The following is a 24,291-nucleotide window of genomic DNA, read 5'->3' as shown; positions in this document are numbered from 1 at the left end:
GCTTAGGCAATAGGAACGAAGTATTTTTTCAATATTGTGTCCCCGTGTTAAAATTGTAACAGAACGGTTGACATACCCTTGAATGCCCCTTCTTTAATCTCAATCTGTGGCACGTGCGAATTTATTGTCCGGTGAATCATCGCGAGGACAGGCATGTCGTTGGTGTTAAAAAAGCCTATTGTTTACTAAATCGTGGGCGAAGAGTGGGCAAACCGTGGGCGATGAGTAGGCGATGTCGCCTAACACCCGCCCAATACTCACCCGAAAGTCACCTGCCGGGGTTATGTAACAGTTGGTTTACAGGAGTATATCCCTAGTTTTTGCAGGAAGTGTTTACCGTGTGATCCATGCCTCGCCGTTGCACCATCTCTTTGTCTTGTTTTTTCAAACCGACTTCGTAGTAATTGATCGGGTTGTCGTGATCACCGAGGTACATACGCGGTTGTCGTTTGAAAACCGGGTTGATTAGCGAAAATTCCGGCTCGAAGTGCGAGGTGTTGATCTCGGCAAGGTTCAGCAGGGTATGGAAAATATGGTTCGTGGCAACGGGTGCGTTGCTGTTGTAGCGTGCCACTTGATAGAAATTGGGACGTGCCTCGATGTAATTGTCCGAGAACCAGATCATGAACGGGATATGTAGCTGATAATAGGTTGGGATCGGCGAGGCGTGCAGGAAGCGTTTCCGGCTGTCGTCGAGCAGGTCTTCCCCGTGGTCGGGGGAGTAAATCATGGTGGCGTCGCTGCCGGAGGCGCGTAATATCTCGATCACGTTGTGCAGGAAATGATCCGTGTAAATGATACTGTTATCGTAGGCGTTGACGAGTTGTGCCTTGTTTTTGTATTCGATTTCGGTGGCGTCAGCCGGGGTAAAGTGAGCGAACTCTTCCGGGTAGCGTTCCTTGTAATTGAAGTGTGAACCGTAAGTGTGGAACACGATGAGGAGGTTGGCGTTTGCCAGCGAGTCGATATAATGCTGCATGAAAGGTAACATGGCTTCGTCGTAATTGTTGATCGTGATTAAACCGCCGTCCTCGGTGGGGCGGATGTTTTTGTAATAATCAGCTTCCTCGCCGAAATAGTCGGTAAACGAGCGGTTCGGTACTTGGTTGGAAAGGAACACGGTCTTGAATCCGGCTTCCTTGAATGCGGTCACTACACTTTTTTGGGTGTACAGGCGCTCGTAATGACAGGCGTCGGCGGCAGACAGGATGAGAGGCACGCTTTTGTGCGTGGTGTTCGATTGCGTGATGGCGTCTTTGTACAAGACGAGGTTAGCCTCGTTTTTCAACTTCGGGTTGGTTTCCCGTTCATAGCCCCATAAGCTCCAATTCTCGGCACGTCCGGCTTCCCCGATGACGAGGACGTATATTTCCCGGCGTTCATGGGCGGTATCCCGTGTGGCGTGGAACGTGAAGTCCTTGGAGGTGACGGGGTAATCCATGCTGCGGTTCCATTTCTTGCAGGCAAAGTAGAAGTTGTACATCACGTTCGCCGGGTAGAGGTCTGTTTTTACCTCGTAGGTGTTGTCCCGTCTTTTCTCGTAAGCGGTAAGACCAGAGCCGATGATGAGTAGCACGAGTCCCCACGTGAGCATTTTCCGGCGGAAAGCGGCAGGGCGGACTACCTTGTGATGAACCGCGATGGAGGCCAGCACGATGACCGGGATGTAGAGGACGCACACGATGATGATGGAGGGCCAGATGTTGCCCAGCAGTTCGCCCGCCTCGGATGCGTTCGTGGTGGGCAGGTTCAGGAACATGTCCACGGCAATGACGGATTCCCCGAAGAGGTAGAATAGCACGAGTTGGAACGCGTGCAGGATAAGCACGGGGATGAGTATGAGTTGCATGAGTCCCGCCCGTTTGAAGAGCGAGAAGACGATCATGTAGATGCTCAAGGGAACAAGGATCAGGATGATCTTCCCGATCGCGGAGAGAGGTTCCGTGAATATCAGGCAGAAGTTGGGGACAAGGTTCAACACGATGAAGAGCCAGAACAGGGTTTTGCTCTTTTTCACGAAGTTGACAAGTCCTTTAGAAAGCCTCGTTAATATTGAAGTAGAATGCTTTGACGCCTTTGCCGATACCATAATCCAATCTTACGTTAATTCTGTTTTTAAATTCCCAACGGTAGCCGATGCCATAAGTGGGCAGGGTGTGGCTCCATTTAAACTTGTCCATGTCCGGAAACACGTTTCCGGCACCTGCCCACGCGGTTATGCCGTGGCGGTTATATATTTTTTGACGGAGTTCTACTTGCGCCTGTATCAGGTCATTGTCCCGGTAGCGTCCCTCGTAGTAACCTCTCATGCTGTACGAACCGCCCATCAGGGCAACCATACTCCACGGGGTGTCCCCGTAGTTGAATATTCCTTGTAATTGCGTGGCAACGATAGCTCCTTTCCACGCTTTGTGATAATACCGGAAGTCGAAGCTGGTACGCTTGAAATCCTGATCGTTACCGAGGAAGCCGGGAAAGAACTGTTGCTCCAGTTGTACGTAGATTCCCTTGTAAGGGTTCGGGATAAAATCTCTCGAGTCATACGAGATGATGATTCCGGGCCCGAAGGTGGTGACGTTCTTGGGTGCCCCGTTGAGGAAGCTGATGTCGTCGAAATCTTTCGCGTTCACGTTGCGGAACATGAGGTTGGGACCCACGTAGAGGTTGGGTGCCAGACGCCACAGGAGTTCTAGTTTGACTTGTTGTTCCAGTCGTTTATATTCGGTGTTGCGGTCTTCATGTCTGCCGGCTTCATAACCGATGCCCCAGAATTCGCTGGGGAAGGAGAAAAAGTACATGTTGGCGTTGAGCCGGAAACGGTCACGCGGGAAGATGCTATTGTTCCGGATTCCCAGCAGGTAGAAACCCGTGGTGGTGATGTCCCCGTAGATGGCGACGTTGGAGGGGGATATGGTTTTGTCGTGCCGGTCGATACGGTACAGCCCGGATGCCACGAGTCCGAGCCCCAGTTTGGTGTCGCTCGAAAAATGCGGTCCCCCGATAATAGAGAAGTCGAATCGCTTTTCGGCTTTCTCTTTGTTGGCGTCCGCGAAATAACGGTAGAACCGATGGAAGAATCCGGTCTTCACGGGTGTGGTGTCAACGGTGACCGTGTCTTGCCCGGTGGCGGAAAGCGACAGGACGCATAATAACGCGATATATAGTGTATGTCGAATCATTTCAGATTGATAAAGTTAAATTAGCATAGATTAAACAATCATTCATCTCGTGATTTCCTTGTACGCAATATTTGTGCCAATTGTTGGGTTAGCCGACAGAGATTCTTTTGGCAGGTCGTATAATCATTAGGGAAAAGTAAGGGAATTCGATTTCCACGAGGGCGTTCCGGTCGGTTTCATGTTGTTCGTTCGCGGTACCCACGTTTTGGTAATAGTGGTATTCGGCATCCGGGTGTTGACGGATGAATTCGTGGACGGTATCGGTGCATTGCGATAATTTCATGATGACGATAACGTGGTTCGTGGTGGTGAGTTCGTGAAGTTCTTCCGGCGTTGTTTTGCCCGGCAGGACGACGAGTTTTTCTTCCTGTTTCACGATATGAAGTCCCGATACTGCTCCCGCGGCGATGAATGCGGGTACTCCGGCAATGACGGAGGTGGGGATATGCATGGAGGCGAGTTTTTCGAACATGTAGTTGCCGGAAGAGTAGAAGCCGGAATCGCCTTCGGCAGTGACGGCAACCGTTTTCCCCTCGGCAACCCGTGCTGCGATTTCGAGGCAGAGTTCATCGTAAGCCCGATTGGCAAACGTGCGGTCTTTGGACATCGGGACGTGGAAGACTCGGATTTTACTAGCCTCGACGGGTAGGGACAGGATGATGTCCTGAGAGTACGATTTGAAAGTCCCTTCTTTGCTTTTCGTGCCGGGGCAATAGATTACGTCAACTTCCTGCAAGGCTTTTAATGCCTTGACCGTTATTAACTCCGGATCGCCCGGACCGAGGGAGATGCTGATTACTTTCATAGTCTATTAAGTCTATAAAGTCCGTAAAGTCTATAAGGTCCATAAGGTCAGTTCTCGAAGTTGTCGTGATGTTTCTGGTGTTTGGGACTTTACGACTTTATGGACCTTATGGACTTTATGGACCTTTTGAACTGATTCCGGGTGCAAAAGTCGTTAAAAAACGGATACGCTCAAAATAATATTTATATATTTGCAGGCGTCTTGGTGCTTCCGTGTTGGAAGAAAAGGGAATCCGGTGAAATTCCGGGGCTGTCCCCGCAGCTGTAAAGTCGTTTCCTGCCTCGAAGGTGGGCAGATCTTTTCGATAAAACCACTGGATTGGAATCCGGGAAGGAGAAAAGATGACAAGCCAGAAAACCTGCCAGATGACACGAATGATTAATACTTTCGGAGGAAAAGAGATGAATGGATTAGTACGTTTATTGTGTATTTTGTGTGCTTGCGGAGTGTTTTGTTGCTGCAAGTCGAAAACGAGTAAGAAGTCGGTCGAGAAACAGACCGTTCAGGCGGGGAGCGATTCGATTCCCCGGGTTCGGATTAAATACGCTAAAGGGTTTTGGTTGGAGTACCGGGACGGGTATGCCGTGTTGAATATCAAAGACCCGCAGGAGAGTAGCCACACGTGTTACCAGTACGCTTTGATTCCCCGGGGAAAGAAGGTGCAAACCCCGGCAGAGTTGCCCGTGGTGGAGGTTCCGGTGCGAAGCGTGGTGTGCATGACTTCTTTGCAGTTGTCTAATTTTATCAAACTGGACGCGATAGACCGGGTGGTGGGTATCACGAGTACCCGTTTTCTTTTTAACGGGGAGATGCAGAAGCGGGTGGACGAGGGGAAGACTCGCCGTATCGGGATAGAGGGGAATTTTGATAACGAGATTATCATGAGCCTGAATCCCGACCTGATGCTGATTTCGCCTTTTAAACGCGGGGGGTATGATGCCGTGAAAGATATCGGGATTCCTCTAGTGCCGCATCTCGGGTACAAGGAGATGACTCCTCTCGGGCAGGCGGAATGGATTAAGTTCGTGGGGTTGTTGCTGGGAATGGAGGATAAGGCGGGATTGGAATTTGACCGGATGGAGAACCGGTATAATTCGTTGAAAGCGATGGTCGGTGACGTGCAACGTCGTCCCGTGGTGTTTAGCGGGGAGCTGAGAGGCGGGGTGTGGTATGCCGTGGGGGGAAAGAGTTTTCTGGCACAGCTTTTCCATGACGCGGGGGCGGATTATTTCTTGAAAGACGACCCCCGTTCGGGTGGGGTGACGTTGGATTTCGAGACGGTGTACAATCAGGCGGAGAGTGCCGACTACTGGAGAATCGCGAATAGTTTTGCCGGGGAGTATTGTTATGCGGCGTTGAAGGCGCAAGACGAGCGTTACGCTGATTTCAAGGCTTTTAAGGATAAACGTGTCATTTATTGTAACATGCGGGAGAAGCCGTTTTACGAGAGTATGCCCGCCGAACCGGAGGTGGTGCTTGCCGATATGATTCGGGTGTTTCACCCGGGTGTGTTGCCCGACCATGAACCGGTGTATTACGATTTGCTTAATAAATAAGAGTGCATGGGACGAGGGAGAAATACGATATGGATGTTTTTTATCACGGTGTCTATCGTGGTGTTCTTGTTATTGAATATGTTGTTGGGCTCGGTGGCTATCCCGTTTTCATCGGTTTGGAACGTGCTGACGGGTAGCGGGGAGGAACCGGTGGCTTGGCAGAATATAATTTTGAAGTCCCGGTTGCCGCAGGCGTTGACGGCGTTGGTGGCGGGTGCAGGACTTTCTATCAGCGGGTTGCAGATGCAGACTATTTTCCGTAATCCGCTGGCGGGACCTTCCGTGCTGGGTATCAGTTCGGGGGCGAGTCTGGGGGTGGCTTTCGTGGTGTTGTTGTCCGGTAAACTGGGGGGAGTGGCCTTGAGTCGTCTGGGATTTATCGGGGAGGTGGCGCTGTCTGTCGCGGCTATCGTGGGGGCGTTGTCCGTGATGGGATTAATCGTTTTCGCTTCCCGGAAGATACGGGGGAGTGTTACTCTCTTGATTATCGGGGTGATGATAGGGTATATCGCGAATGCCGTTATCGGGGTGCTGAAGTTTTTCAGCGTGGAGGAGGATATCAAGGCGTACGTGATTTGGGGATTGGGTAGTTTCGCCCGGGTTTCGGGGAACCAGATGATGTTGTTCGTGACGATTATGGCGGTGATTATCCCGCTGTCTTTTTTGTTGATTAAGTCGTTGAATCTGTTGATGCTGGGGGACGGGTACGCCCGTAATCTGGGATTGAATATCAATCGTGCCCGGGTGTGGGTGATTACTTGCTCCGGGGTGTTGACGGCGATTGTTACGGCTTATTGCGGTCCGATTATCTTTTTGGGGTTGGCGGTGCCTCACTTGTGTCGCGCGATATTCCAGACTTCAGACCACCGGGTATTGATGCCGACCTCGATGCTGGTGGGGGCTTCGCTGGCGTTGCTTTGTAATCTGATAGCCCGTTTGCCGGGGTTCGAGGGGGCTTTGCCCGTGAATTCGGTGACGGCATTGGTCGGGGCACCGGTGGTGGCGTCGGTGTTGTTCGGGAAACGGAAGAGGAATGAGGTGGAAATTTGAGGTTCGCCTGCGGCGAGTTGCAAGTTACAGGTTGGCAAGTTACAAGTTTATTTTGAATTTTAAATTTGGGTTATGGTTCGTTTGGTAAATCTTTCTATCGGGTACAAGAGTAAGAGCGACACGAAGGTGGTGGCTCAAGGGATTTGCACGGAGATAAACGAGGGGGAGTTGACTTGTCTTTTGGGGGCGAATGGAGTGGGGAAGTCCACGCTTTTGCGCACCTTGTCGGCGTTTCAACCGAAGTTGGGAGGGGAGATTTTTATTATGGGGCGGGAGCTCGGCACTTATTCAGACAAGGAGTTGTCGAAGACGATAGGTGTAGTGCTGACCGAGAAATGCGACGTGCGCAACATGAGTGCCCGGGAGTTGATAGGGATGGGAAGAAGTCCGTATACCGGTTTCTGGGGAACGCTTGACAAGGAGGACAGCCGGATAGTGGAGGAGTCGATAGCGCTGGTGAAGATTGAGAATCTGGCTTCCCGTATGGTACACACGCTGAGTGACGGGGAGCGGCAGAAGGTGATGATAGCGAAAGCGTTGGCGCAACAGACACCCGTGATATTTTTGGATGAGCCGACGGCATTTTTGGATTTTCCGAGTAAGGTGGAGATTATGCAGTTGCTTCACCGGTTGACACGGGAAACGGGGAAGACTATATTTCTTTCGACGCATGATTTGGAACTCGCCTTGCAGATTGCCGACAAGATATGGCTGATGGATAAGCAACACGGCATCACGATAGGCACACCGGAAGATTTGGCGTTGGAGGGACATTTGAGTAGTTTTTTTGCCCGTAAGGGGATTGTTTTTGATATGGAAACGGGGTTGTTCCGGATAGAGAATCAATATACTTCGCGTGTGCGCTTACAGGGACACGGGCAAAAGTATGCCATGGTGCGGAAGGCGTTGCAGCGTAACGGAATGTTGGCAAACCGGAACGTGGAGTCGGAGGTGTACGTGGAAACGGGTGATTTGACAACTTCGGGTTTCAGGATTAACGTGCCGGGGAAGCCCGTGATAGAGGTGCAGACGATTGAAGAGTTGTTAAGCGCTATGCCTGCTGTCTTGCCGGAAGGGTAAAAAATAAGGCAGCTCCTTATTCAGAGCCGCCTTGCTTCTTTTGCGGTTGTAAACTTTCTTTGATTTGTGAACCCTGCTGATGTTCACGGGGTGGAGATGCTCCCGTATCTCTTCTTCCCTTCGGGCTTTCCTCGTTGCTTTCAAGTAGTCTTCCCGGGTGATTTTGGTTTTGTTTTTCATAGGTATTAAGCTATAGGTTTGATAATCTCAATTCTCATTCCGAGAGCATTGATGATTTTATAAAAGATACTAACACTTGGAATGATTAAACCATTTTCCACACGTGAAATATATGATTTCGTGGCATTAATTCTTTTAGCTAGTTCGGATTGGGTGACTTTAGCTTCTTTTCTTGCTTCTTTTAATATATGTCCCGTGTAGAAAGCGTATGCTTCTTCATTAAATTGTTCTCGCTTAGGAGAACCTATTTCTCCATATTTACGAGCCAAAACTGCGCTATAATCTGAAATTTTGTGATTGTTTGTCTCCATAATATGCTTCTTTTATTTTAAATGCTTTATCAATTTCTGCTTTTGGTGTTTTTTGTGATTTTTTCTGGAATCCATGAAATAAAACTACAATGTAATCATTATCGAAAATAAAGAACACTCGGTATATATTGCTTTGGTATTCTATGCGAAGTTCATATAACCCATCACGAATTAGTTTAATAAATTTGATAGGCAATCTGTCTTCTGTTTCAAGTAATGATAATACATAGTCCAATTTTGCCTGCTCCTTAAGTGATAACGTTCCAAGAAATCGTTCAAAATAACCTCCGTATGTTATTATTTTTCGTTTCATAGTGCAAAGGTAGTAAGAAGTTTCAATATAATGAAACATTTTCGTGTTATTATTCGGGAATAAGGATAATTTCCAAACGTATATTCGAGAGCAAGGGAAGGCAGTGGGCGTAACAATGTTGCACGAGGGTATCGAAGAAAGCGGGCGTGTAGGCGAAGATGTCCCATAGTTCGCGGGCGAGGGTGATGTCGGCAACGCGGGCAATGGATGAAGGGGGGCATTGGCTTTCGGCGGCGAGGCGGGTGATGAAGGCTTTGTTCATCACGACATGTTTGCTATGCGTGTCGAGGTTGCCCTCGGCGAGTTTGACGGCTTTGCCTATCATGATGCCCATGGTGACGGAGGGGATGGACTCGGTTTCTGCCAGTTTGAGGGTTTCGCCGATGAAGTTGCCGTAGTGGATAAAGGCTTGGTCGGGCAGTTCGGGGAAGCGGGAGCGGAGTGTCTTTTCGCTTTTGGCGCCGGAGTTGATGACGATGTGGTTACAACCAAGGGCTTTGGCTACCTGTATTTCTTTGCGGATGCTCTTGACGAAGGCTTCCGAGGAGAAAGGGCGTACTACTCCGGAGGTGCCGATGATGGAAATACCGCCCGTGATGCCGAGGCGGGGATTGAATGTCTTGGTGGCGAGTTCCTTGCCGCCGGGTACGGAGATACGGATGTCAATGCCGGGTATATCCTTATGCTCCCGGAGCAGGCGTTCCGCTTCCCGTGTCATCATGGCACGGGGAGTGGTATTGATGGCTGGTTCCCCCACGGGTATGCCCAAACCGGGAAGCGTGACGGTGCCGACTCCTTCGCCTTGTAGAAAATGGACGCCGGGAGTGGCGGACGGGGTAATTTCCGCGTATATCGTGTAGCCGTTCGTGACGTCCGGGTCATCTCCCGCGTCTTTGGTAATGCCGCAAGTGCAGGAGTTCGGGGCAAACGTGCAGGAGGCAACGGGAAAGGTGATTGTTTCACCGTTGGGGAGGGTGATTGTCGATTGCTGTTGCGGTTCGCCCGTGAGGAGTCCTTGCAGGGCGGCTACCGTGGCGGCTGTGGCGCAGGAGCCTGTCGTGAATCCGCTTCGCAGGGGGAAGAATCCCGGCACGAGTCGTTCCACCCGGTAGCGTAGCCCGTGTTCCCCGTTTACGGTGTAAAAACTTTCGGGTAACGCGGGACGGCGAATGACGAGTACGGGGATGCCGAGGGCTTTTGCCGCTATAATCTTTTCGGAGTAGAAGCCCGATTCACCGCTCTCTTTGGTGATGATGGCGTCCGGTTGAATCTCCCGGAATAGAGCCGCCTCGTCCTGTTTATCCTGCCAGAAGAGTAATCTTTCCCGGGGGAATCCTGCCCGAAGTGCAAGGTCGAGTGATTGTTCCCGGTCGAGTACACGGAACCAGCAAGGTGTCTTTTCCCAATAGCGGCGCATCTTGCCGATGGTTTGTACCCCGGTAAGGGCGAGTAAGTTGCGGATGTGGTGGTGTTCAAGGTAATCTATGGCATCGTCGAACGAGTCGCACCATACGAGCGATTCGTCCCGCTCGGGATAGAGGCGCTCTAAACGGATGACGGGGATGTCCAAGCGTTCGGATACGGCGGCTATATTGGCGTGCAGTTGGGAGGCGAAGGGGTGTGCGGCATCCACGATAAGCCGGATGTCATGGCGGGTGCAAAAGTCTTGCATCTCGCTTGTATCCATGCCCCCGGCAACACGGGTACCGTGTTTACACTCGATTTGTTGCGTGTCGCTTTTGGTCGAGTAGTAATAGGGGGAGCCTGCCTCGTCGAGTACCCGGACAGCCGTTCTGCCTTCTGTTGTTCCGCCGAATATGAGGACCATGATATTTACGATTTATGATTTACGATTTATGATTATCTAATTTCTGAACAGGTGTTTGAATTGGTGTGAATATAGTTTTGACAGTCCCTCGCGGTTGTCGATGGCATCGCCGACGACAATCATGGTGGTGAGGGTGAGGTTGTTCTCTTTCACGATACGGGCGAGGTCTTGCAATTGTCCCCGGAAGATGCGTTCGTCTTTCCACGTGAGGTGGTAGCATGCTGCCACGGGAGTGGTTGGCGGGTAGTGTTGCAGGAGTTCGCTTTGTACTTGGTCGACAATGGAGGCACTGAGGAAAATACACATGGTGCTTTGCGAGCGTGCCAGCATGTGCAGTTTTTCTTTCTCGGGCATGGGGGTGCGTCCTTCGCCTCGCGTGAGGATGATGGTCTGCACCTTTTCGGGTATGGTGAATTGCGATTGCAGGGCGGCAGCGGCGGCGAGGAAGGAAGAGATACCGGGTGTGATGTGGTAGTCCATGCCGTACTCGTCGAAGAATGCCATTTGTTCCTGTATTGCCCCGTATATGCACGGGTCGCCCGTGTGAAGGCGCACGACGAAGAGTCCCTTGTCGTAAAATTCTTTCATGAGGCTGAATTGTTCTTCGAGTGTCATCGTGGCGGAACTGCGCACGGTGGCACCGGGTTTGGCGTAATAGGTCAGTTCCACGGGCACGAGGCTTCCGGCGTAGAGGATGAGGTCTGCCGCTTCAAGGAAGTTTTTGCCTTTCACGGAGATAAGTTCCGGGTCACCGGGTCCTGCACCCACGATTTCGATAAATCCCCGGCGTTCTGCCGCCCGGTCGAGAGCCACGGCAAAGGTGAAGTCGTTGCCCTCGGATAGCTTGTGCTTTTGTTTTTCCAGTAATAACCGGGTGTTCGAGGCGCTTTTCAATGCGCAGGTTTCCGCCACTCCCGGCACGGAGGTGACTTCCGTTACTTTCTCCGAGGGATTGGGGACTTCTATATCTTTGAGTTCGTTTGCCGTGTAGACGTGCAGTGAAACTCCGGCTTTTCGGGCAATATCGTGAACGAGGGGCTCGTCTTTTTTCAGGTCAATCGTGGATACACTCGCCAGAGCTAGAGGGGAAAGTCGTGCCGATTCGAGTGCGTGGAAAATGTTTTCCGCTACTCCCTCGGGATTGCACTCTTTGCGGCAACCGACGCCCAAGTGGAGTACTGCCGGGCGGTAATACAATGCGGGTATCGGGCTCTCGTGCCGGAACGGGGTAACAGCAACGAGGAGTTGGAATTTGCTGAAGTCGATATCCTCGAAATGGTAGAATATTTTCACGTGTTCCGGCGCGGTACGTTCCAGGTAACGGGTGCCTTCGTCCCGCGTGTCAAGGAGCAGAGCCGTGGGACGGGTGTTGACGAATGCCGTGATGATGTCGTTCATCGGTGCGGTCGTTTCGGTTTTCCATCCCTGTTCTTTGCCAAGGGTGTCGAGAGCCCACAAGCCCGTGTTGTCGCTTTGTGTCGTGATGACAGCTTCGGCACCCAAGATGTTGGCTACCCGGCGGGTGAGTCGGTTGGCTCCCCCGACGTGTCCCGACAGGACGGAAATGACGTGTCGCCCCGTGGTGTCGATGTTGATGACTGCCGGGTCGGTGTATTTCGACTGCACGGACGAGGCTATGGCACGGACGCATATACCGAGAGCCCCGATGAAGATGAGGGCATCGTACCGGGAAAAATGTTCGGACACGAAAGCGGTGATGGACGTGATACCGGTACAATCCGCCTGTTCTCCTTTGGTGAAAAGTTCAGTACCGGGCAGTTCTTGCCGTATGGTGCGGGCGATTTGTAAGCCTTGTTCTGAGGATATGATAATAGCTATCTTATTCATGTGCTGATGTTTTTTGTACTTGTATAATGTCTATCGGGTTGTGGGTATCTACCGCGAGGCGGTGTTCTCCCGTGACGGAAAAACCGTGTCGGGCGGCACCGCGGATGAAGAGTTCTTTGCTTTCGGGCGATACCGAGTTGAAAACGATAATGCCGCCGGGGACGATAACCTCGTTCAGGCGGCAGATGATTTCTTCCATTTTACCCCCGTGTCCGCCGATAAATACGGCATCCGGGGGTGTGATGCCGGAGAGGTCGGTCGCAGTGAAGTCACCGATGTGTACTTCTATGCCGGGCGTACCGAAACGGGCGGCATTGGTTTTCATGAGATGCTCTCCTTCTGGGCGTTGCTCGAAGGCTACCACCTGAAGGTGGGGGAATTGGAGTTTTGCCTCGATGGAAACGGAACCCGTGCAAAAACCGATGTCCCAGAGCGTGTGGCGTTCCCGCAAGTCGAGCATGCCGAGCGTGAGCAGGCGGACGGGCATTTTGGTAATCATGCGGGTGCGTCCGTCGAGTAGTTCAAACTCGCTTTCCGGGATGCCGAAAGGACGGGGGTGCGCGTGGGTACGTTGCAGGATGACGCAATTGGGAGCGACGAAACGTTGTCCTATTGCCTCATCCGGCGAGAGGGTGCGTACGCGTTCGTTTTCGTTGCCGAGGATTTCGCCCGTGTGCATCCGGTAATTGTCGTACCCGTAAGCCAGCATCCGGCGGGCAATGGCATCCGGGGAGTGTTGCTCGTCGGTAAGCAGACCGATTTTCTCGTGTCCCTCGATGAGTGCCCGGTCAAATTCATGCCACGGTCGTCCGGTGAGGGAAACGACGTGCATGTCGTGGTAGGGAAGCACGAGGCGGTGTGCCAGTATCTGCAAGGAATTGAAGTAGGGGTATAACCGGATGCCCGCTTCCGGGAGCCGTTTGCGTATGGTGTTGGCGAAGCCGAAGAAAAGCGGGTCGCCGGAAGCGAAAACGACAATCTCGTCCTCACCCTCGTATTGCCGGAAGACGTTGTCGAGCGGCACCGTGATATCTATCCAGCGGTAACCTTCCGGCAAGAACGGGCGCACGATGCCGTGGTGACGTTTCCCCCCCGAGAATACGGTACGTGAAGCGATGTGCCCGAGTATTTCCCGGGAGAACTCCTGTTGCCCGTTGTCGTCAATTCCTATAATTGTAAAGTTCATAAGATAATTGAAAATTGAAAATTGAAAATTGAAAATGAAGGAAGACTTCATGGCAATTTTCAATTATCGGTTATAATTTAGAAATGCAGTATTGTCATTTTCAATTTTCAATTCTGCATTTTCAATTGTTTACACGTCCCTTCCCGGTCGCAGTCCTTCCGCGTCGTCAAAGCAAAGAATGGCGTTGACGAGTGTAGCGGCGAGGTTGCTTCCGCCCTTGCGCCCCTCGATGATGAGCTTTGGGATGGTGGTGAACGATTTCAACATGTGTTTGGATTCCCGCACGTTGACGAAGCCCACGGGTGCGCCGATAACTCCGGCGGGGTGTGCTTTGCCGAGGCGCGTGAGTTTGCATAGCTCCATGAGAGCCGTGGGGGCGTTGCCGAAGACGTAAAGGGCGTCCGGGTGTTCTTCCGCGGCAAGACGTATGCCTGCTTGCGTGCGGGTGATTTTCATGCGGGCTGCCATTTCGGCGACACGTTCGTCGGAGAGGTAGCATTTCACCTCGATGCCCAACCGCTCCAAGGCTCCCTTGCGGATGCCGGAAGCCGCCATGGTGACGTCGGTAATGATGGTGCGTGTTTTCCCGTCGTGCAAGAGGGCGTGGAGGGTTTCCACGGCGTTGTCGTCCGTGTAGAGGATATTCTCCATGTCGAAGTCCGCGGTCGTGTGGATGGCGTGCAGCAATGCCCATTTTCGCCCGAGGAGTATATCTTTATTTTGTAATTCCGATTCGATGGTGCGGAAGCTGCGCATCATGATTTCCTGCCCGATGCCCACTTCATCGGTGCCCTGTTCCCGGTAATAGCCGCGGGGAGTGATGATTTTGTCGTCCCACGCGTAGGATTGCGAGTTGCCGATAATCACGATGGTGAACATATCCACTTCCTCGGGGTCGAAGTCGGCTATCGTGGTAATCTTGATTTCCTGTTCATCCCGTCCCGCTTGACGCACGAAACCGACAGGATTTTCCGGTGAGCGGTATTGGCAGAAGATTTCTTTCAGGCGATGGAGTTGCCAGTAGCGTCCTTCGCTTTTCGGGTTGTAGATGGCAGTCACGAAGTCGGCGGAGGCGGCAGCCTCTATCCGGCGTTCGATTTTCTCCCAAGGAGTCATGAGGTCGGAGAGGGAGATGATACAGAAGTCGTGCCCGATGGGTGCGCCGAGTAGTGCGGCTCCTTTCTGGAAGGCACTTATCCCCGGTAGTATCTCCACCTCGACGGGACTCGCTTTTTCGCGTTTCATCTCGAGAACAAGGGGTGCCATACCGTATATACCGGCATCGCCGGAGCTGACGACGCAAACGGTTTTTCCCTGTTCGGCGTACTCGAAAGCGAGCGCGGCACGGTCTTTCTCTTTCTTCATGCCCGTGTCGATGCACTCGGTACCCGGGTGGATGACGGATTGGATGAAGTTGAAGTAATATTTGTACCCGACAACCACATCCGAGCGTGTGATGGCGGCACGGACCGCGGGAGTGATGTCTTCTTCACTGCCCGGTCCGATGCCGACGACGTATATTTTTCCTTGGTTCATTGTCATAATTTTGAAGTATTGGGCAAAATTACACTTTTACCGGCTGGATTGCAAATCAAATCCGGTCTAAATTCCGGAGTAAACAGCGGGGAAAAAGGTATGATATTCTGGTGTTTTATTAAATATCTTCTGGAGTTCTTTTAACCCCGTCAGAAGAACTCCAAAAGAACTTCAAAAGAACTTCAAAAGAACTCCCCTGTTTCCTCGCCGTCTTATGGTGATTTACAAGCAAGTGTTAATAGAGGTGAATTTATCTCTTTCGCCTCTTGCACAACCGGATGATGTATTTCACCGAGAGTACGATTCCCGTGAATGACACGGCAGCTCCCCCGAGAAGGAGTGTCCAGATAACGACGGTCCACAACACGGGGCGTTCGACGAGGAACTTGAAATCCAGCGTGTGCAATCCCCGGTAGAGCCAGCGTTTCCAGCGTCCGTTCGTGTCGTAGTGCGCGGGTTGGAAGGATTCGAGGTTATAGTAATAACAATCCTTCGCCTCGTTGTCGAGTTCGACCTTGTACGCGGGTAACGGCAGCGGGCGTCGGCGGGAAATGTAGTAATTGTCGTACTCCTCCATTTTTGTCACCGTGTAGGGAACGGTATCCCGGGTGAGGCGTTTGATGGCGGCGTAAACCATTTCTTCCGTGATACGGAAGGGACGGATGCTGTCGGCAGAGGCGTCGAGGGTAACGGTTTCCCGCTCTGTCCTCAATTTATACAGGGGCATGCCTTCGTAATGCGTCCATTCCACTTGTTTCACGGGACCGTGTGTCCGGCTGACGGCGGCAATAGCGTTGCGATAGTCCAGCGTGTAGGTATCGGGTGAGGGAGTCCCCCTGTCCGGCGTGCCTTGCCGCGTCATGCCCCGGGGTTTCTGTTCGCCGAACAGCCACGAGGGAAGCGGTGCCATGGACATGTATCCGCTTAATATCCACGTGAAGACGAATATCCCGAAGAAGAAGCCCGTGATGTGATGCCACTTGAACCACGGTTTCTTGTAGGGGGTGCGAAGGAAGCCTTTCCGGCGGTTCAGCCAATAGGAACGAATGCCGAGGATGAATCCCGTGCAGCACATGAACATCCCGAGGTAGCAAGACCAGTACATGAATCGCGTCCACAAGTTCTGGTTTTCCCGGATGACCGTGAAATATACCCAGTGGGGTATAGCCCCGAACCATGCCCAGAGTCGTTTGCCGGAATCCGTGAATTGCAAGATATTGCCGCTTCGGGAGGAGATGTACAATTGATATCCTTCCGGTCCGTCATAAAAGAATTTGTACACGGGCAGTTCCCGTTTGTTGTGGGCAAGCGGTATCCATTGGTCGAGGGCGTGCAGGGTGTCTACCCGGGTAATGTTGTTGTTCGGGCACCAGTTTTTTGCCCGCCATTCACAGAGGGCGTAATTCACTGTCGGTGCCACGGCGTTGGTGTCGGCGTATAAATCATGACTCTTCCGCCGGTTCCCGAAATGGAACACGGCTTGTCCTTCCGGGTTGTCGAGGCTGACACCGCCCGGGCGGACATCGGCAGGCAGGCGGCGGAACACGTCTTGCATGGCGGGTAATGACGCGGTGTCAAGGGCTTGCTGGCGAGCGAAGCGTTCTTCTTGGTTTACACGGGGAAACGAATGGTATATCATCACGATTCCGGAGATAAACCACGAGAAGCACAGGATACAGAGAATGATTCCCAGTATCCTGTGGATATGGATGAGTAATCTTGTAATCATGTGATTAGTCGATATCGTCGGTCTTCTCGTATTTCTTTTTCTTCACGATGATGTCTTCCCGCTTGTGGGTAGAGGCGAATTTTGCGTGACGGATGAACAGGTCTTGTATCGCCTCGTTTTGTCCCAGCCCCTCGAGGATAACGTTGACTTTATAACCTTTCTTTTCCAGTTCCTCTTTCCAGTCCCCGGCAATATCGTTTTTGGCATGGTCGCCCGCCACGAACATGAAGGGGATGAGGGTTACTTCCCGTGCCTTGTTGGCTTCCAGTTCCCGGATGACATCATCCATCGTGGGATAGCCTTCGATGGTTCCCACGTGGTAGTTCTTGTGACCTTGTGCTTTCATCACGTAGTCGAGCATCCCGTAGGAAGAGTTTGCCGGGTGGTAAGTGCCGTGGCACACGAAGACACAATCGCCTTTCGCCTTTCCCCGGAGCGACGCGGCAAGGGCTTGCACGGTTGCCTTGTAGTCTTCCGGGGTGTAGAGCAGGGCGTTGCCCAGCCGGATGTCTTTGAATTTGTCGCGGTAGAGAGCCACTTCCTTACGCAAGGCTTCCATCTCGATGCCCTCGATGATGTTTGTGGGTTGGATGATGAGGTGGGTGTAGCCGTCCGCTATGAGTTGGTTCATTGCTTCCACGGGATTCGGTTTCACGATGCCTTTCTCTTTCAAACGGCGCATAATCATGCGGGAGGTGTAGGCTTCCCGGACTTCGATGCCGGGGAATGCCTTTGCCGCTTTTTTATTGATAGCCTCGATGGTGAGGACACGGGTGTCGTCGTGTGTTGTCCCGAAGTGAACCATAAGAAGGGCTATTTTGTCATTCGGTGCGAGAGTTTTGAATATATCGGATTCTTTGAAACCTTCGCCATGACCGAAGGCGGATACGCTTGTCAATAAAAGAAAGGCTATTAATATGTTTTTCATGATATCGGTTTTATTTCGTGAAACGGATTACAAGACTGGCGAAGAATGTTCTGCCGGGGTTCAGGGTAGCGTAGTTCACGCCGTTGGGGCGGTCGTCCGTCCAGTCGAAGAGGTTGTCAATCCCGGCGTTCAGTTCAAACAGGAAGTTACCCACGGGTGCGAAAGTATGCGTGGTGGCAAGGTTCCAAAGTTGGTACTTGGGAGCACTGGTGTCGGTGATTTTACCTGTTTTGGAGTCTACCTTGTAAATGTATTTCGAACCTTGTATTCTCCCGTTGACATTCACGTGCAGGCGGTATTTGTTCCACTCGTGTGTCCAGCCTCCCCGGAAGGTGGCAGCGTGTCTTACCGATTCGCTTAGGCGGCGTCCTTCCCCGTCGGCAGCGTAAACGCAGTTGTAAGCCCCCGCGGCGGAGAATCCGGCTCCGAGGTAACTGTTCACGGAGATGTCGAAACCTTTGATGCTGGCTTTGTCGAGGTTGTGGTACACGTTACGGGTTTTTATTCCATTGGCTTTATCTTCGTCCGTGGCACCGATGTCGTATTTCTCGATAATGTCTTTCACGTCATTGATATACCCGTTCGCGGAAATATTGAGGTATTTCCCGGTATACTCCACGTTCACGTTATAATAGTTCGCTTTTTCCGGTTTCAGGTCGGGATTCCCGATGGTGATGGCTCCCCGGTTCTCGTAGTCGTAATATAGTTCCTGTATGCTGGGAGTTTTGAATCCGGCGGCATAGGAAGTTCTGAAGTTGAACGAGCCGAGCGTGTACATGAGGGCAATCTTCGGGGTGAAGCGGTTCTTGAACATCTCGTTGTAAACGTAACGGAAACCGGGGAGGATTTGTAGATTCTTCCATACACGGATTTCATCCTGCGCGTACACGGCGAGCGTGTAGATTTCTTTCGGTTCGTCGAGGCTGCCGGGATTTTTCATGTAGTCGTTAGCGTATTCCGTACCGAGCGTGAGTTTGTTGTATTCGCCCACCCGGAATACGCCTTTCAGGTTCCCGTTGTAATATTTTTGGCGCTTGGTCAATTCTTCATCCCCAACCCGGAATGTCGTGTCTTTTTTGTCAAGTTGGGCAACCGTGTAGAGTTTGTTGTACTCGTAATTGTCCATGTAAAGGTCGAGGGAGATGTACGCTCCATCGTTCATGAAGTATTTTCCGCCCAAGCCGAAATTGTAGTCCATGTAGGTGAGGTCGTATTGGTACGCCCCGTCGTTTTTCTTTTCTTGTACCGGACGATTTACTTCCCGGTTGAAATAACTTCCTTGCGCGCAAAGTTTCAATTGCTCGTTGGGCGCGTAAGTGAAGTGTTGGGTAACAATATTGGAATGGAATTTACTGGATGATTCGCTTCTCGTGGGGATGACCGTGTCGCCGCTGATTTCATTGGGGTTTAATTGCCATCCGCCCATCTGCCGCCTTTGGTAAGAGGTGGAGGAAGTAAATTTGCCGAAATTCAAATCAACACCGGCATTTTGCGAGAAGCTGGATTCTCCCCCGAAACGGGTTTTCGACTGCACGCTAATCGGGTCTTTCGGTTGTTCGGTGATAACGTTGATTACCCCGGCGATAGCGTCCGAACCGTAGAGGGCGGAAGCCGCACCTTTCAATATCTCGACGCGTTTCACCCGTCCCATGTCGATACGCGACAAGTCGGTATTGTTGGAAACATCTCCCGCCACTTTCTTCCCGTCGACGAGAATCAAGATGTATTTATTACTCATGCCGTTGAGCGTGAAGTACGAGCCCATGACCGTGGGGCGAATATTGAACGCGGGGTTCAGCAACAGGAGGGCGTCCTCGAAGGAGTTTACTCCTGCCTGCCTTAAGTCCGACCCGCTAATCACTTCTACCGGGACGGGCGAATCTTTCAATCGGCGGTGGGTTCCTGTTCCCGTCACCACGACCTGATTCAAGTTTACCGGGGTGGCGAGTAACTGGAATAATATGTCACTTTTGTTTCCGTTCACTTTCATGGAACCGACCTCGTAGCCGGAGTAGCTGGCACGAAGCGTGTAAGTCCCGTCGGGTATTTTTTCCAGAATGAATTCGCCCTTGTTATTCGTGGCGATACCGATGCTTGTTCCCACCAACCGAACATTTGCCCCGGCAAGGGCTTTACCGGTTTTGGCATCTACAACTTTCCCCTTTAAGGTGATTTCTGCAAAAGCGATGCTCGCTAATGCTACTACGAATAATGTAGTCAGCGCTACAAATTTCTTCATGTAAGATTAAGTTTAAAAGTTCATAATGGTACTCCTGACCCCGGGAATACGCTATTACCTGTTTTGCTTTGGCAGGTCTCCTGACTACGCCTAAGAAAAGTACCTTCCCGTCCGCGAGGACAGTGGTGCAAGAACCTTTCTTTGAATCCCCTCCCGGGGAAACGGGCATCACAGTAGCGGGCACTGTGTCGGATTCTAACCGACTTCCCTCTTGTGCGCTAATTGGATATTAACACATCACCAAAGACTCCGCGAATGTATGCAGATTCCATTAAAAAATACAATGAAACGGGGAAAAAATTAATTAATAATTTGTAGGGGGATTAGTGGTAAAATAGGATATAGAGAAATTACATCTCCTTTGATTGTGTTGAAAATCTGAGTGTTGTAAAGAAAATAAAAAAGTCATGCAAGAAATGCATAATATAGAAAAATATATTACTTTTGCCCCTGTTTTGGTGCGGAACCTTCGCTCATGAAGGCGACGCTTAATAGGGAATCCGGTGTGAATCCGGGACTGTACCCGCAGCTGTAAGTTCCTTTACAAGGGATTTTGTACTTCAAATGTCACTGGTGTAACCACCGGGAAGGCAACAAAATCCGGAACAAGTCAGAAGACCTGCCGAACGATGATAACCATAGCTTTCGGGAGAAAAAGCGAGAGGGAAAATACGGATTTTACCTTGAAACTCATGTTACCCTAAAGACTATGTTAATAATGCTTTATTCATTATTAATATATAGTTTGTATGAAAAAAGTTGTTGTATTGGCATTATTGCTGTTCGCGTGTGTCGGCTCGCTTTTCGCCGAGGATGAAGACAAGCGCAAAAAGAAAAGTATCACGGATACGATTTTTCGTATCGATGAAGTAAGTGTGCTTGAAAAAAGAAAACGTATCGATTTGTTGGGGTTGGATGTACCGTTGCGCTTTGTCCCGATAACGGTAAGTAAACTTTCCGGGCAGATGCTGGAGCGTAAAGGTATCGTGAATCTGGAAGATGCCGTGAAGTTTTTGCCCGGGATTATTCACAAGACAAATCAACTGGGGGCGTTCCAACGATTCTCTATCCGGGGACAAGGGAGCGCGCTTATCATGATCGACGGGATGCGGGACGAGCGAACGGTTAGCCAGAATGTTCCTTACGGGGACTTGTCATCCGTGGAGTCCATCGAATTAATAAAAGGACCCGCTTCGGTGTTGGCGGGACATTCTGCCATGGGAGGGGTTTTGAACATCGTGCGCAAGAAGGTAACACCGGATTTTTCAGCTAATGCCCGGATTAGTTATGGTAGTTGGGAAGAAAAACGGGCTACATTGGGTTTCGGGGGAAAGTTGGTGGGACCGCTTGATTACCGGGCGAATATCCATTATTCCACGGGCGACGGTTACCGGCGCACGAACGCGAATCGATTCTCCCTTTATGGGGTTTTAGGTGCGAATGTCGGCAAAGTAGGGAGATTGGAAGTGAGTGGCAGTTACGCGGATGATAAGTACACGACTGAAATAGGGGCCGCACCGACCGTGCGTTATGATGTGTACGAAGTCGGTAAGGATACCGGGCCTTTTATGAAGAACGGAGAACGGCATCCTTATGCCGATTATCACGAGATATATAATGATTATGCGAATAATCGGATGAAGCGTAAAGTATGGGACGTGACGGCACGGTACACTCACGTGATATCCGAGAACATGACATTGCGAGAGAGGTTTACTTATTTCCATAGCGATTTGGATTATTGCTGCGTGGAAGGATTGGGGTACCGGACTTCGGAGGAATCTATTTATAAATGGTATTATACCTCGAAAGGTAAAACGACCTATATAAATCTGGATTCTGTGGTGCGAAATAAACCGTTGAACTTTAACCCGGATCATAAACAATTGAGTAATGTGCTGGAATTGACAGGTAACGTGGAGACCGGATTCGTGAAACACCATTATACATTGGGGTGGTCGTATTTCGCGTTTGATTTTGTACAGTATAACGGGTACGGGAGTGATGATTTGTGGGGACCCGGATTGGGTGCTGTGTTGGCATTGAAGAATCCGCAACTGGTACAAGGCTGGTGGGATTCCAAAATTTCAGCTGCAAGTCTGAAAACCGATAGAACGCATGCCGTGTATTTGCATGATGTGATGGAATTTAGCGACCAATGGAAGGTGATGTTGTCCGGACGCGTGGATTTTTATAACTATAAAACGGCAACAGCAAAGGTTTTGGACGGGAAACAGGACTACAAGAAGGAGAACCGTTCGGAATGGAATAAAGTGAAGACTTCCGCTTTCACGTATCGGGCGGGAGTGGTGTATTTCCCTGTGCCGGAATTGTCATTTTATGCTTCCGCTTCTTCTTTCTTCAATCCGGTGGTGAAGTTCTATAATCCGGATATTATGTATTTGGATAGAAAGGGGAACGAGTTCAATCCCGACACGGATGGCGGAGAAGTGTTTAAGCCGGAGAAAGGAATTTCGGCAGAAGTCGGGGGGCATTACACGTTGAATGAATGGGTGGATGTCAACGCTTCAGTTTTCTACACGAGTCGCTATAATATCGTGAAGAGTTTGGGAGATACTACTGTAGTGGTCGACGGCAGCACCGTGACGAGGAATATTCAAGGGCAAGTAGGTCGAGGTATGTCAAAGGGATTTGATTTTGAGATTGTGGTTCGTCCTCTTCCGACGCTTCGGTTTACGACGGGATTGAGTTGGGCGGAATATCGTTTGCGACAGATAGCGGAGAGCGGACGATTCTCGAAATACAAGGAAGAGAATAAGAATGTGCGTGAAACAGGTGTGCCTCGTACAACTTTTTACGCGTATGCCGATTACACGATTCCCACGGGGGTGTTGAAGAACTTGTCGTTCCAATTAAGCGGAAATTTCAAGGATAAGGTGTTCTCCGATATCAAGGAACGAATTTACACTCCGGCGTTGTGGCTGATGGATGCGGGAATATATTACACGATTAAAGGGCATGTGAATCTGGCTTTGAATATTAATAATTTGTTTGACAAGGAGTATTTCGAGAAAACAACTGTACTGGGAAAACCCCGGAATTATCAGGCATCCGTGTCATATACTTTTTAGTTTCGCCGAAGGCGAAAGTTACAGGTTGGCAGGTTACAAGTTAGTATTTGATTTGTAACCTGCTAATTTGTTGTTTATGAAATCTGTGGAAATATTTTGCGGGGTAGACGTCAGAATGCAGACTTATTGGCTACTTTTGTCAAAAAATAGAATAGTCATTATAATATAAGAATATGAAAAAGTTTGTATTGTTTTTATTTGTTTTGGTCTTTGCTGCCCATGCGGGTGTTTACGCGCAAGATACGGTAAAGCAGGATACCGTGAAACCTGAAGGGTATAAGTTTACGGATATTAAGAGATTGCCCGCTACTTCCGTGAAAGATCAGTTTCGTGCCGGGACTTGTTGGTCGTGGTCTACGGCTTCTTTTCTGGAGTCGGAGATGATGCGACAGGGAAAAGATTCGGTTAATCTTTCGGCTATTTATTTCGTGAAGCATGCTTACAGTGACAAGGCGGACAAGTATGTGCGTTTGCATGGTGTGTTGAATTTTGCCGTGGGTGGTGCTTCGTCGGATGTTATTAACATGGCGAAGAAGTACGGGATTGTGCCTCTTGAGGTGTTCAAGGGTTTGAATTACGGGGAGCCGAATCATGTGTTCGGGGAGATTGACGCCGTGTTGAAAGCGTACGTGGAAGCGGTGGTCGAGAATAGAAATAAACGTTTGAGTACGGCTTGGAAGAAAGGGTTTGATGCTATTTTGGATGTTTATCTTGGCGAGGAGCCCGAGAAGTTCGAGTACAAGGGGAAAGAGTACACTCCTCGGACTTTTGCCGACGAGGTGGTGGGCTTGAACATGGACGATTACGTGAACCTGACCTCATTCACGCACCATCCTTTCTACACGGAGTTTGCCTTGGAGGTGGAAGACAATTGGTCGTGGGATAAGGCTTACAATATTCCGTTGAACGAGTTGATGCGGGTTATGGAGAGTGCGATTGATAACGGGTATACCTTTGTTTGGGGTGCCGACGTGAGCGAGAAAGGATTCGCCACGAAGGATGCCGGGGTGGCGGTGGTGCCCTCGACCGACACGAGAGAGATGACCGGGGCTGAAATTGCTAAATGGGAGAAATTACCTAAAGAACAACAGACGATGGATGCTTTCAAACTGGCTCCGGCTCCCGAGAAAAAGATTACCCAAGAGATGCGACAAGAGGAATTTGATCGTTACCAGACGACTGATGACCACGGTATGCACGTTATCGGCAAGGCAATGGATCAGAATGGAACCCCTTATTTTATCGTGAAGAATTCATGGAATAAATACAATAAGTTCGGTGGATATTTCTACGTTTCTTATCCTTATATGGCGTTGAAGACGATGGATATTCTGGTACACAAGAACGCGATTCCGAAGGACATCAGAAAGAAATTAGGGATTTAATGTAAGTTTATTATAAATGAAACCGCCTCGTAATGGGGCGGTTTCT

General features: G+C 50.5%; 18 protein-coding genes and 3 riboswitches. Of the genes, 5 read left to right on the top strand and 13 right to left on the bottom strand.

Going from position 1 to position 24,291, the window contains the following annotated elements; translation table 11 throughout:
- Positions 1-313: 313 nt before the first annotated feature.
- The 3 genes from ACK8P8_RS18375 to cobI form a co-directional block, all read right to left on the bottom strand.
- Entirely contained in the window at positions 314-2,017 is a 1,704-nt protein-coding gene (locus ACK8P8_RS18375; protein WP_369859791.1) for a phosphoethanolamine transferase family protein, read from the bottom strand.
- Between the two features lie 16 nt (positions 2,018-2,033).
- The gene (locus ACK8P8_RS18370; RefSeq protein ID WP_303178822.1) at positions 2,034-3,179 is read right to left on the bottom strand and encodes a BamA/TamA family outer membrane protein; all 1,146 of its coding nucleotides are present in this window, start codon (positions 3,177-3,179) and stop codon (positions 2,034-2,036) included.
- 88 nt (positions 3,180-3,267) lie between these two features.
- A complete protein-coding gene (gene cobI / locus ACK8P8_RS18365) occupies positions 3,268-3,984 on the bottom strand; it encodes a precorrin-2 C(20)-methyltransferase (protein ID WP_369859792.1) in 717 nt (238 codons plus the stop codon).
- A gap of 185 nt (positions 3,985-4,169) precedes the next feature.
- Positions 4,170-4,364, top strand: a riboswitch (cobalamin riboswitch).
- 21 nt (positions 4,365-4,385) lie between these two features.
- Between cobI and ACK8P8_RS18360 the strand changes: the two genes are divergently transcribed.
- The 3 genes from ACK8P8_RS18360 to ACK8P8_RS18350 all read left to right on the top strand — a co-directional run bounded on the left by ACK8P8_RS18360 (position 4,386) and on the right by ACK8P8_RS18350 (position 7,670).
- Entirely contained in the window at positions 4,386-5,540 is a 1,155-nt protein-coding gene (locus tag ACK8P8_RS18360) for an ABC transporter substrate-binding protein (protein ID WP_369859853.1), read from the top strand.
- A 33-nt stretch (positions 5,541-5,573) separates the two neighbouring features.
- Positions 5,574-6,590: an iron chelate uptake ABC transporter family permease subunit gene (locus ACK8P8_RS18355; RefSeq protein ID WP_369859854.1), complete on the top strand. Its 1,017-nt coding sequence runs from the start codon at positions 5,574-5,576 to the stop codon at positions 6,588-6,590.
- A 72-nt stretch (positions 6,591-6,662) separates the two neighbouring features.
- Complete coding sequence (locus tag ACK8P8_RS18350; RefSeq protein ID WP_369859793.1) at positions 6,663-7,670, top strand: ABC transporter ATP-binding protein; 1,008 nt, start codon at positions 6,663-6,665, stop codon at positions 7,668-7,670.
- On the opposite strand, the gene ACK8P8_RS18345 is transcribed toward ACK8P8_RS18350, so the two are convergent.
- From ACK8P8_RS18345 to ACK8P8_RS18300, 10 genes are all read right to left on the bottom strand, one after another.
- Positions 7,635-7,850: a hypothetical protein gene (locus ACK8P8_RS18345; RefSeq protein WP_099290881.1), complete on the bottom strand. Its 216-nt coding sequence runs from the start codon at positions 7,848-7,850 to the stop codon at positions 7,635-7,637. The two genes, ACK8P8_RS18350 and ACK8P8_RS18345, sit on opposite strands and share 36 nt — an antisense overlap.
- Positions 7,851-7,855: 5 nt before the next feature.
- Entirely contained in the window at positions 7,856-8,161 is a 306-nt protein-coding gene (locus ACK8P8_RS18340) for a helix-turn-helix domain-containing protein (RefSeq protein WP_369859795.1), read from the bottom strand.
- Positions 8,127-8,474: a type II toxin-antitoxin system RelE/ParE family toxin gene (locus ACK8P8_RS18335; protein WP_369859796.1), complete on the bottom strand. Its 348-nt coding sequence runs from the start codon at positions 8,472-8,474 to the stop codon at positions 8,127-8,129. Before ACK8P8_RS18335 ends, ACK8P8_RS18340 begins: the two co-directional genes overlap by 35 nt.
- Positions 8,475-8,523: 49 nt before the next feature.
- Positions 8,524-10,302 carry a cobalt-precorrin-5B (C(1))-methyltransferase CbiD gene (cbiD, locus tag ACK8P8_RS18330; protein WP_369859797.1) on the bottom strand — a complete coding sequence of 593 codons (1,779 nt, stop codon included), beginning with the start codon at positions 10,300-10,302 and terminating at the stop codon, positions 8,524-8,526.
- Between the two features lie 36 nt (positions 10,303-10,338).
- Positions 10,339-12,150, bottom strand: a complete 1,812-nt coding sequence (cobM, locus tag ACK8P8_RS18325; RefSeq protein ID WP_369859798.1) for a precorrin-4 C(11)-methyltransferase — start codon at positions 12,148-12,150, stop codon at positions 10,339-10,341.
- Positions 12,143-13,336, bottom strand: coding sequence for a precorrin-6y C5,15-methyltransferase (decarboxylating) subunit CbiE (gene cbiE, locus ACK8P8_RS18320; RefSeq protein ID WP_369859799.1), 1,194 nt, complete (start codon positions 13,334-13,336; stop codon positions 12,143-12,145). Before cbiE ends, cobM begins: the two co-directional genes overlap by 8 nt.
- Before the next feature lie 129 nt (positions 13,337-13,465).
- On the bottom strand, positions 13,466-14,872 hold the full coding sequence (cobJ, locus tag ACK8P8_RS18315; protein ID WP_369859800.1) for a precorrin-3B C(17)-methyltransferase: 1,407 nt from the start codon (positions 14,870-14,872) through the stop codon (positions 13,466-13,468).
- Between the two features lie 250 nt (positions 14,873-15,122).
- Entirely contained in the window at positions 15,123-16,601 is a 1,479-nt protein-coding gene (locus tag ACK8P8_RS18310; protein WP_410026136.1) for a PepSY domain-containing protein, read from the bottom strand.
- Positions 16,602-16,605: 4 nt separating this feature from the next.
- Positions 16,606-17,529, bottom strand: coding sequence for a sirohydrochlorin cobaltochelatase (locus tag ACK8P8_RS18305; RefSeq protein WP_410026135.1), 924 nt, complete (start codon positions 17,527-17,529; stop codon positions 16,606-16,608).
- Between the two features lie 10 nt (positions 17,530-17,539).
- Positions 17,540-19,768 (bottom strand): TonB-dependent receptor, encoded by a 2,229-nt coding sequence (locus ACK8P8_RS18300; RefSeq protein WP_410026134.1) that lies wholly within the window; start codon positions 19,766-19,768, stop codon positions 17,540-17,542.
- Positions 19,769-19,821: 53 nt separating this feature from the next.
- Positions 19,822-20,028, bottom strand: a riboswitch (cobalamin riboswitch).
- A 179-nt stretch (positions 20,029-20,207) separates the two neighbouring features.
- Positions 20,208-20,409: riboswitch (cobalamin riboswitch) on the top strand.
- Positions 20,410-20,517: 108 nt separating this feature from the next.
- Between ACK8P8_RS18300 and ACK8P8_RS18295 the strand changes: the two genes are divergently transcribed.
- Together ACK8P8_RS18295 and ACK8P8_RS18290 are read left to right on the top strand one after the other, a co-directional pair.
- Entirely contained in the window at positions 20,518-22,860 is a 2,343-nt protein-coding gene (locus ACK8P8_RS18295; RefSeq protein WP_227215695.1) for a TonB-dependent receptor, read from the top strand.
- 173 nt (positions 22,861-23,033) lie between these two features.
- Positions 23,034-24,245, top strand: coding sequence for a C1 family peptidase (locus tag ACK8P8_RS18290; protein ID WP_227215694.1), 1,212 nt, complete (start codon positions 23,034-23,036; stop codon positions 24,243-24,245).
- Positions 24,246-24,291: the final 46 nt, after the last annotated feature.

This window comes from Butyricimonas muris (genome assembly GCF_046365375.1).
Lineage (GTDB): Bacteria > Bacteroidota > Bacteroidia > Bacteroidales > Marinifilaceae > Butyricimonas > Butyricimonas muris.
Note: the sequence above shows the minus strand (reverse complement) of the source record. Positions and strands in the feature narration are given on the sequence as shown.

Excerpts from the sequence above, each read along its gene's own strand:
- ACK8P8_RS18310 (WP_410026136.1), bottom strand. The coding sequence starts at position 16,601 with ATGATTACAAGATTACTCATCCATATCCACAGGATACTGGGAATCATT.
- ACK8P8_RS18350 (WP_369859793.1), top strand. The coding sequence starts at position 6,663 with ATGGTTCGTTTGGTAAATCTTTCTATCGGGTACAAGAGTAAGAGCGAC.
- ACK8P8_RS18345 (WP_099290881.1), bottom strand. The coding sequence starts at position 7,850 with ATGAAAAACAAAACCAAAATCACCCGGGAAGACTACTTGAAAGCAACG.
- ACK8P8_RS18305 (WP_410026135.1), bottom strand. The coding sequence starts at position 17,529 with ATGAAAAACATATTAATAGCCTTTCTTTTATTGACAAGCGTATCCGCC.
- ACK8P8_RS18355 (WP_369859854.1), top strand. The coding sequence starts at position 5,574 with ATGTTTTTTATCACGGTGTCTATCGTGGTGTTCTTGTTATTGAATATG.
- ACK8P8_RS18360 (WP_369859853.1), top strand. The coding sequence starts at position 4,386 with ATGAATGGATTAGTACGTTTATTGTGTATTTTGTGTGCTTGCGGAGTG.
- ACK8P8_RS18290 (WP_227215694.1), top strand. The coding sequence starts at position 23,034 with ATGAAAAAGTTTGTATTGTTTTTATTTGTTTTGGTCTTTGCTGCCCAT.
- ACK8P8_RS18340 (WP_369859795.1), bottom strand. The coding sequence starts at position 8,161 with ATGGAGACAAACAATCACAAAATTTCAGATTATAGCGCAGTTTTGGCT.
- ACK8P8_RS18295 (WP_227215695.1), top strand. The coding sequence starts at position 20,518 with ATGAAAAAAGTTGTTGTATTGGCATTATTGCTGTTCGCGTGTGTCGGC.
- ACK8P8_RS18370 (WP_303178822.1), bottom strand. The coding sequence starts at position 3,179 with ATGATTCGACATACACTATATATCGCGTTATTATGCGTCCTGTCGCTT.
- ACK8P8_RS18300 (WP_410026134.1), bottom strand. The coding sequence starts at position 19,768 with ATGAAGAAATTTGTAGCGCTGACTACATTATTCGTAGTAGCATTAGCG.
- cbiD (WP_369859797.1), bottom strand. The coding sequence starts at position 10,302 with ATGGTCCTCATATTCGGCGGAACAACAGAAGGCAGAACGGCTGTCCGG.
- cobJ (WP_369859800.1), bottom strand. The coding sequence starts at position 14,872 with ATGAACCAAGGAAAAATATACGTCGTCGGCATCGGACCGGGCAGTGAA.
- cbiE (WP_369859799.1), bottom strand. The coding sequence starts at position 13,336 with ATGAACTTTACAATTATAGGAATTGACGACAACGGGCAACAGGAGTTC.
- cobM (WP_369859798.1), bottom strand. The coding sequence starts at position 12,150 with ATGAATAAGATAGCTATTATCATATCCTCAGAACAAGGCTTACAAATC.
- ACK8P8_RS18335 (WP_369859796.1), bottom strand. The coding sequence starts at position 8,474 with ATGAAACGAAAAATAATAACATACGGAGGTTATTTTGAACGATTTCTT.
- cobI (WP_369859792.1), bottom strand. The coding sequence starts at position 3,984 with ATGAAAGTAATCAGCATCTCCCTCGGTCCGGGCGATCCGGAGTTAATA.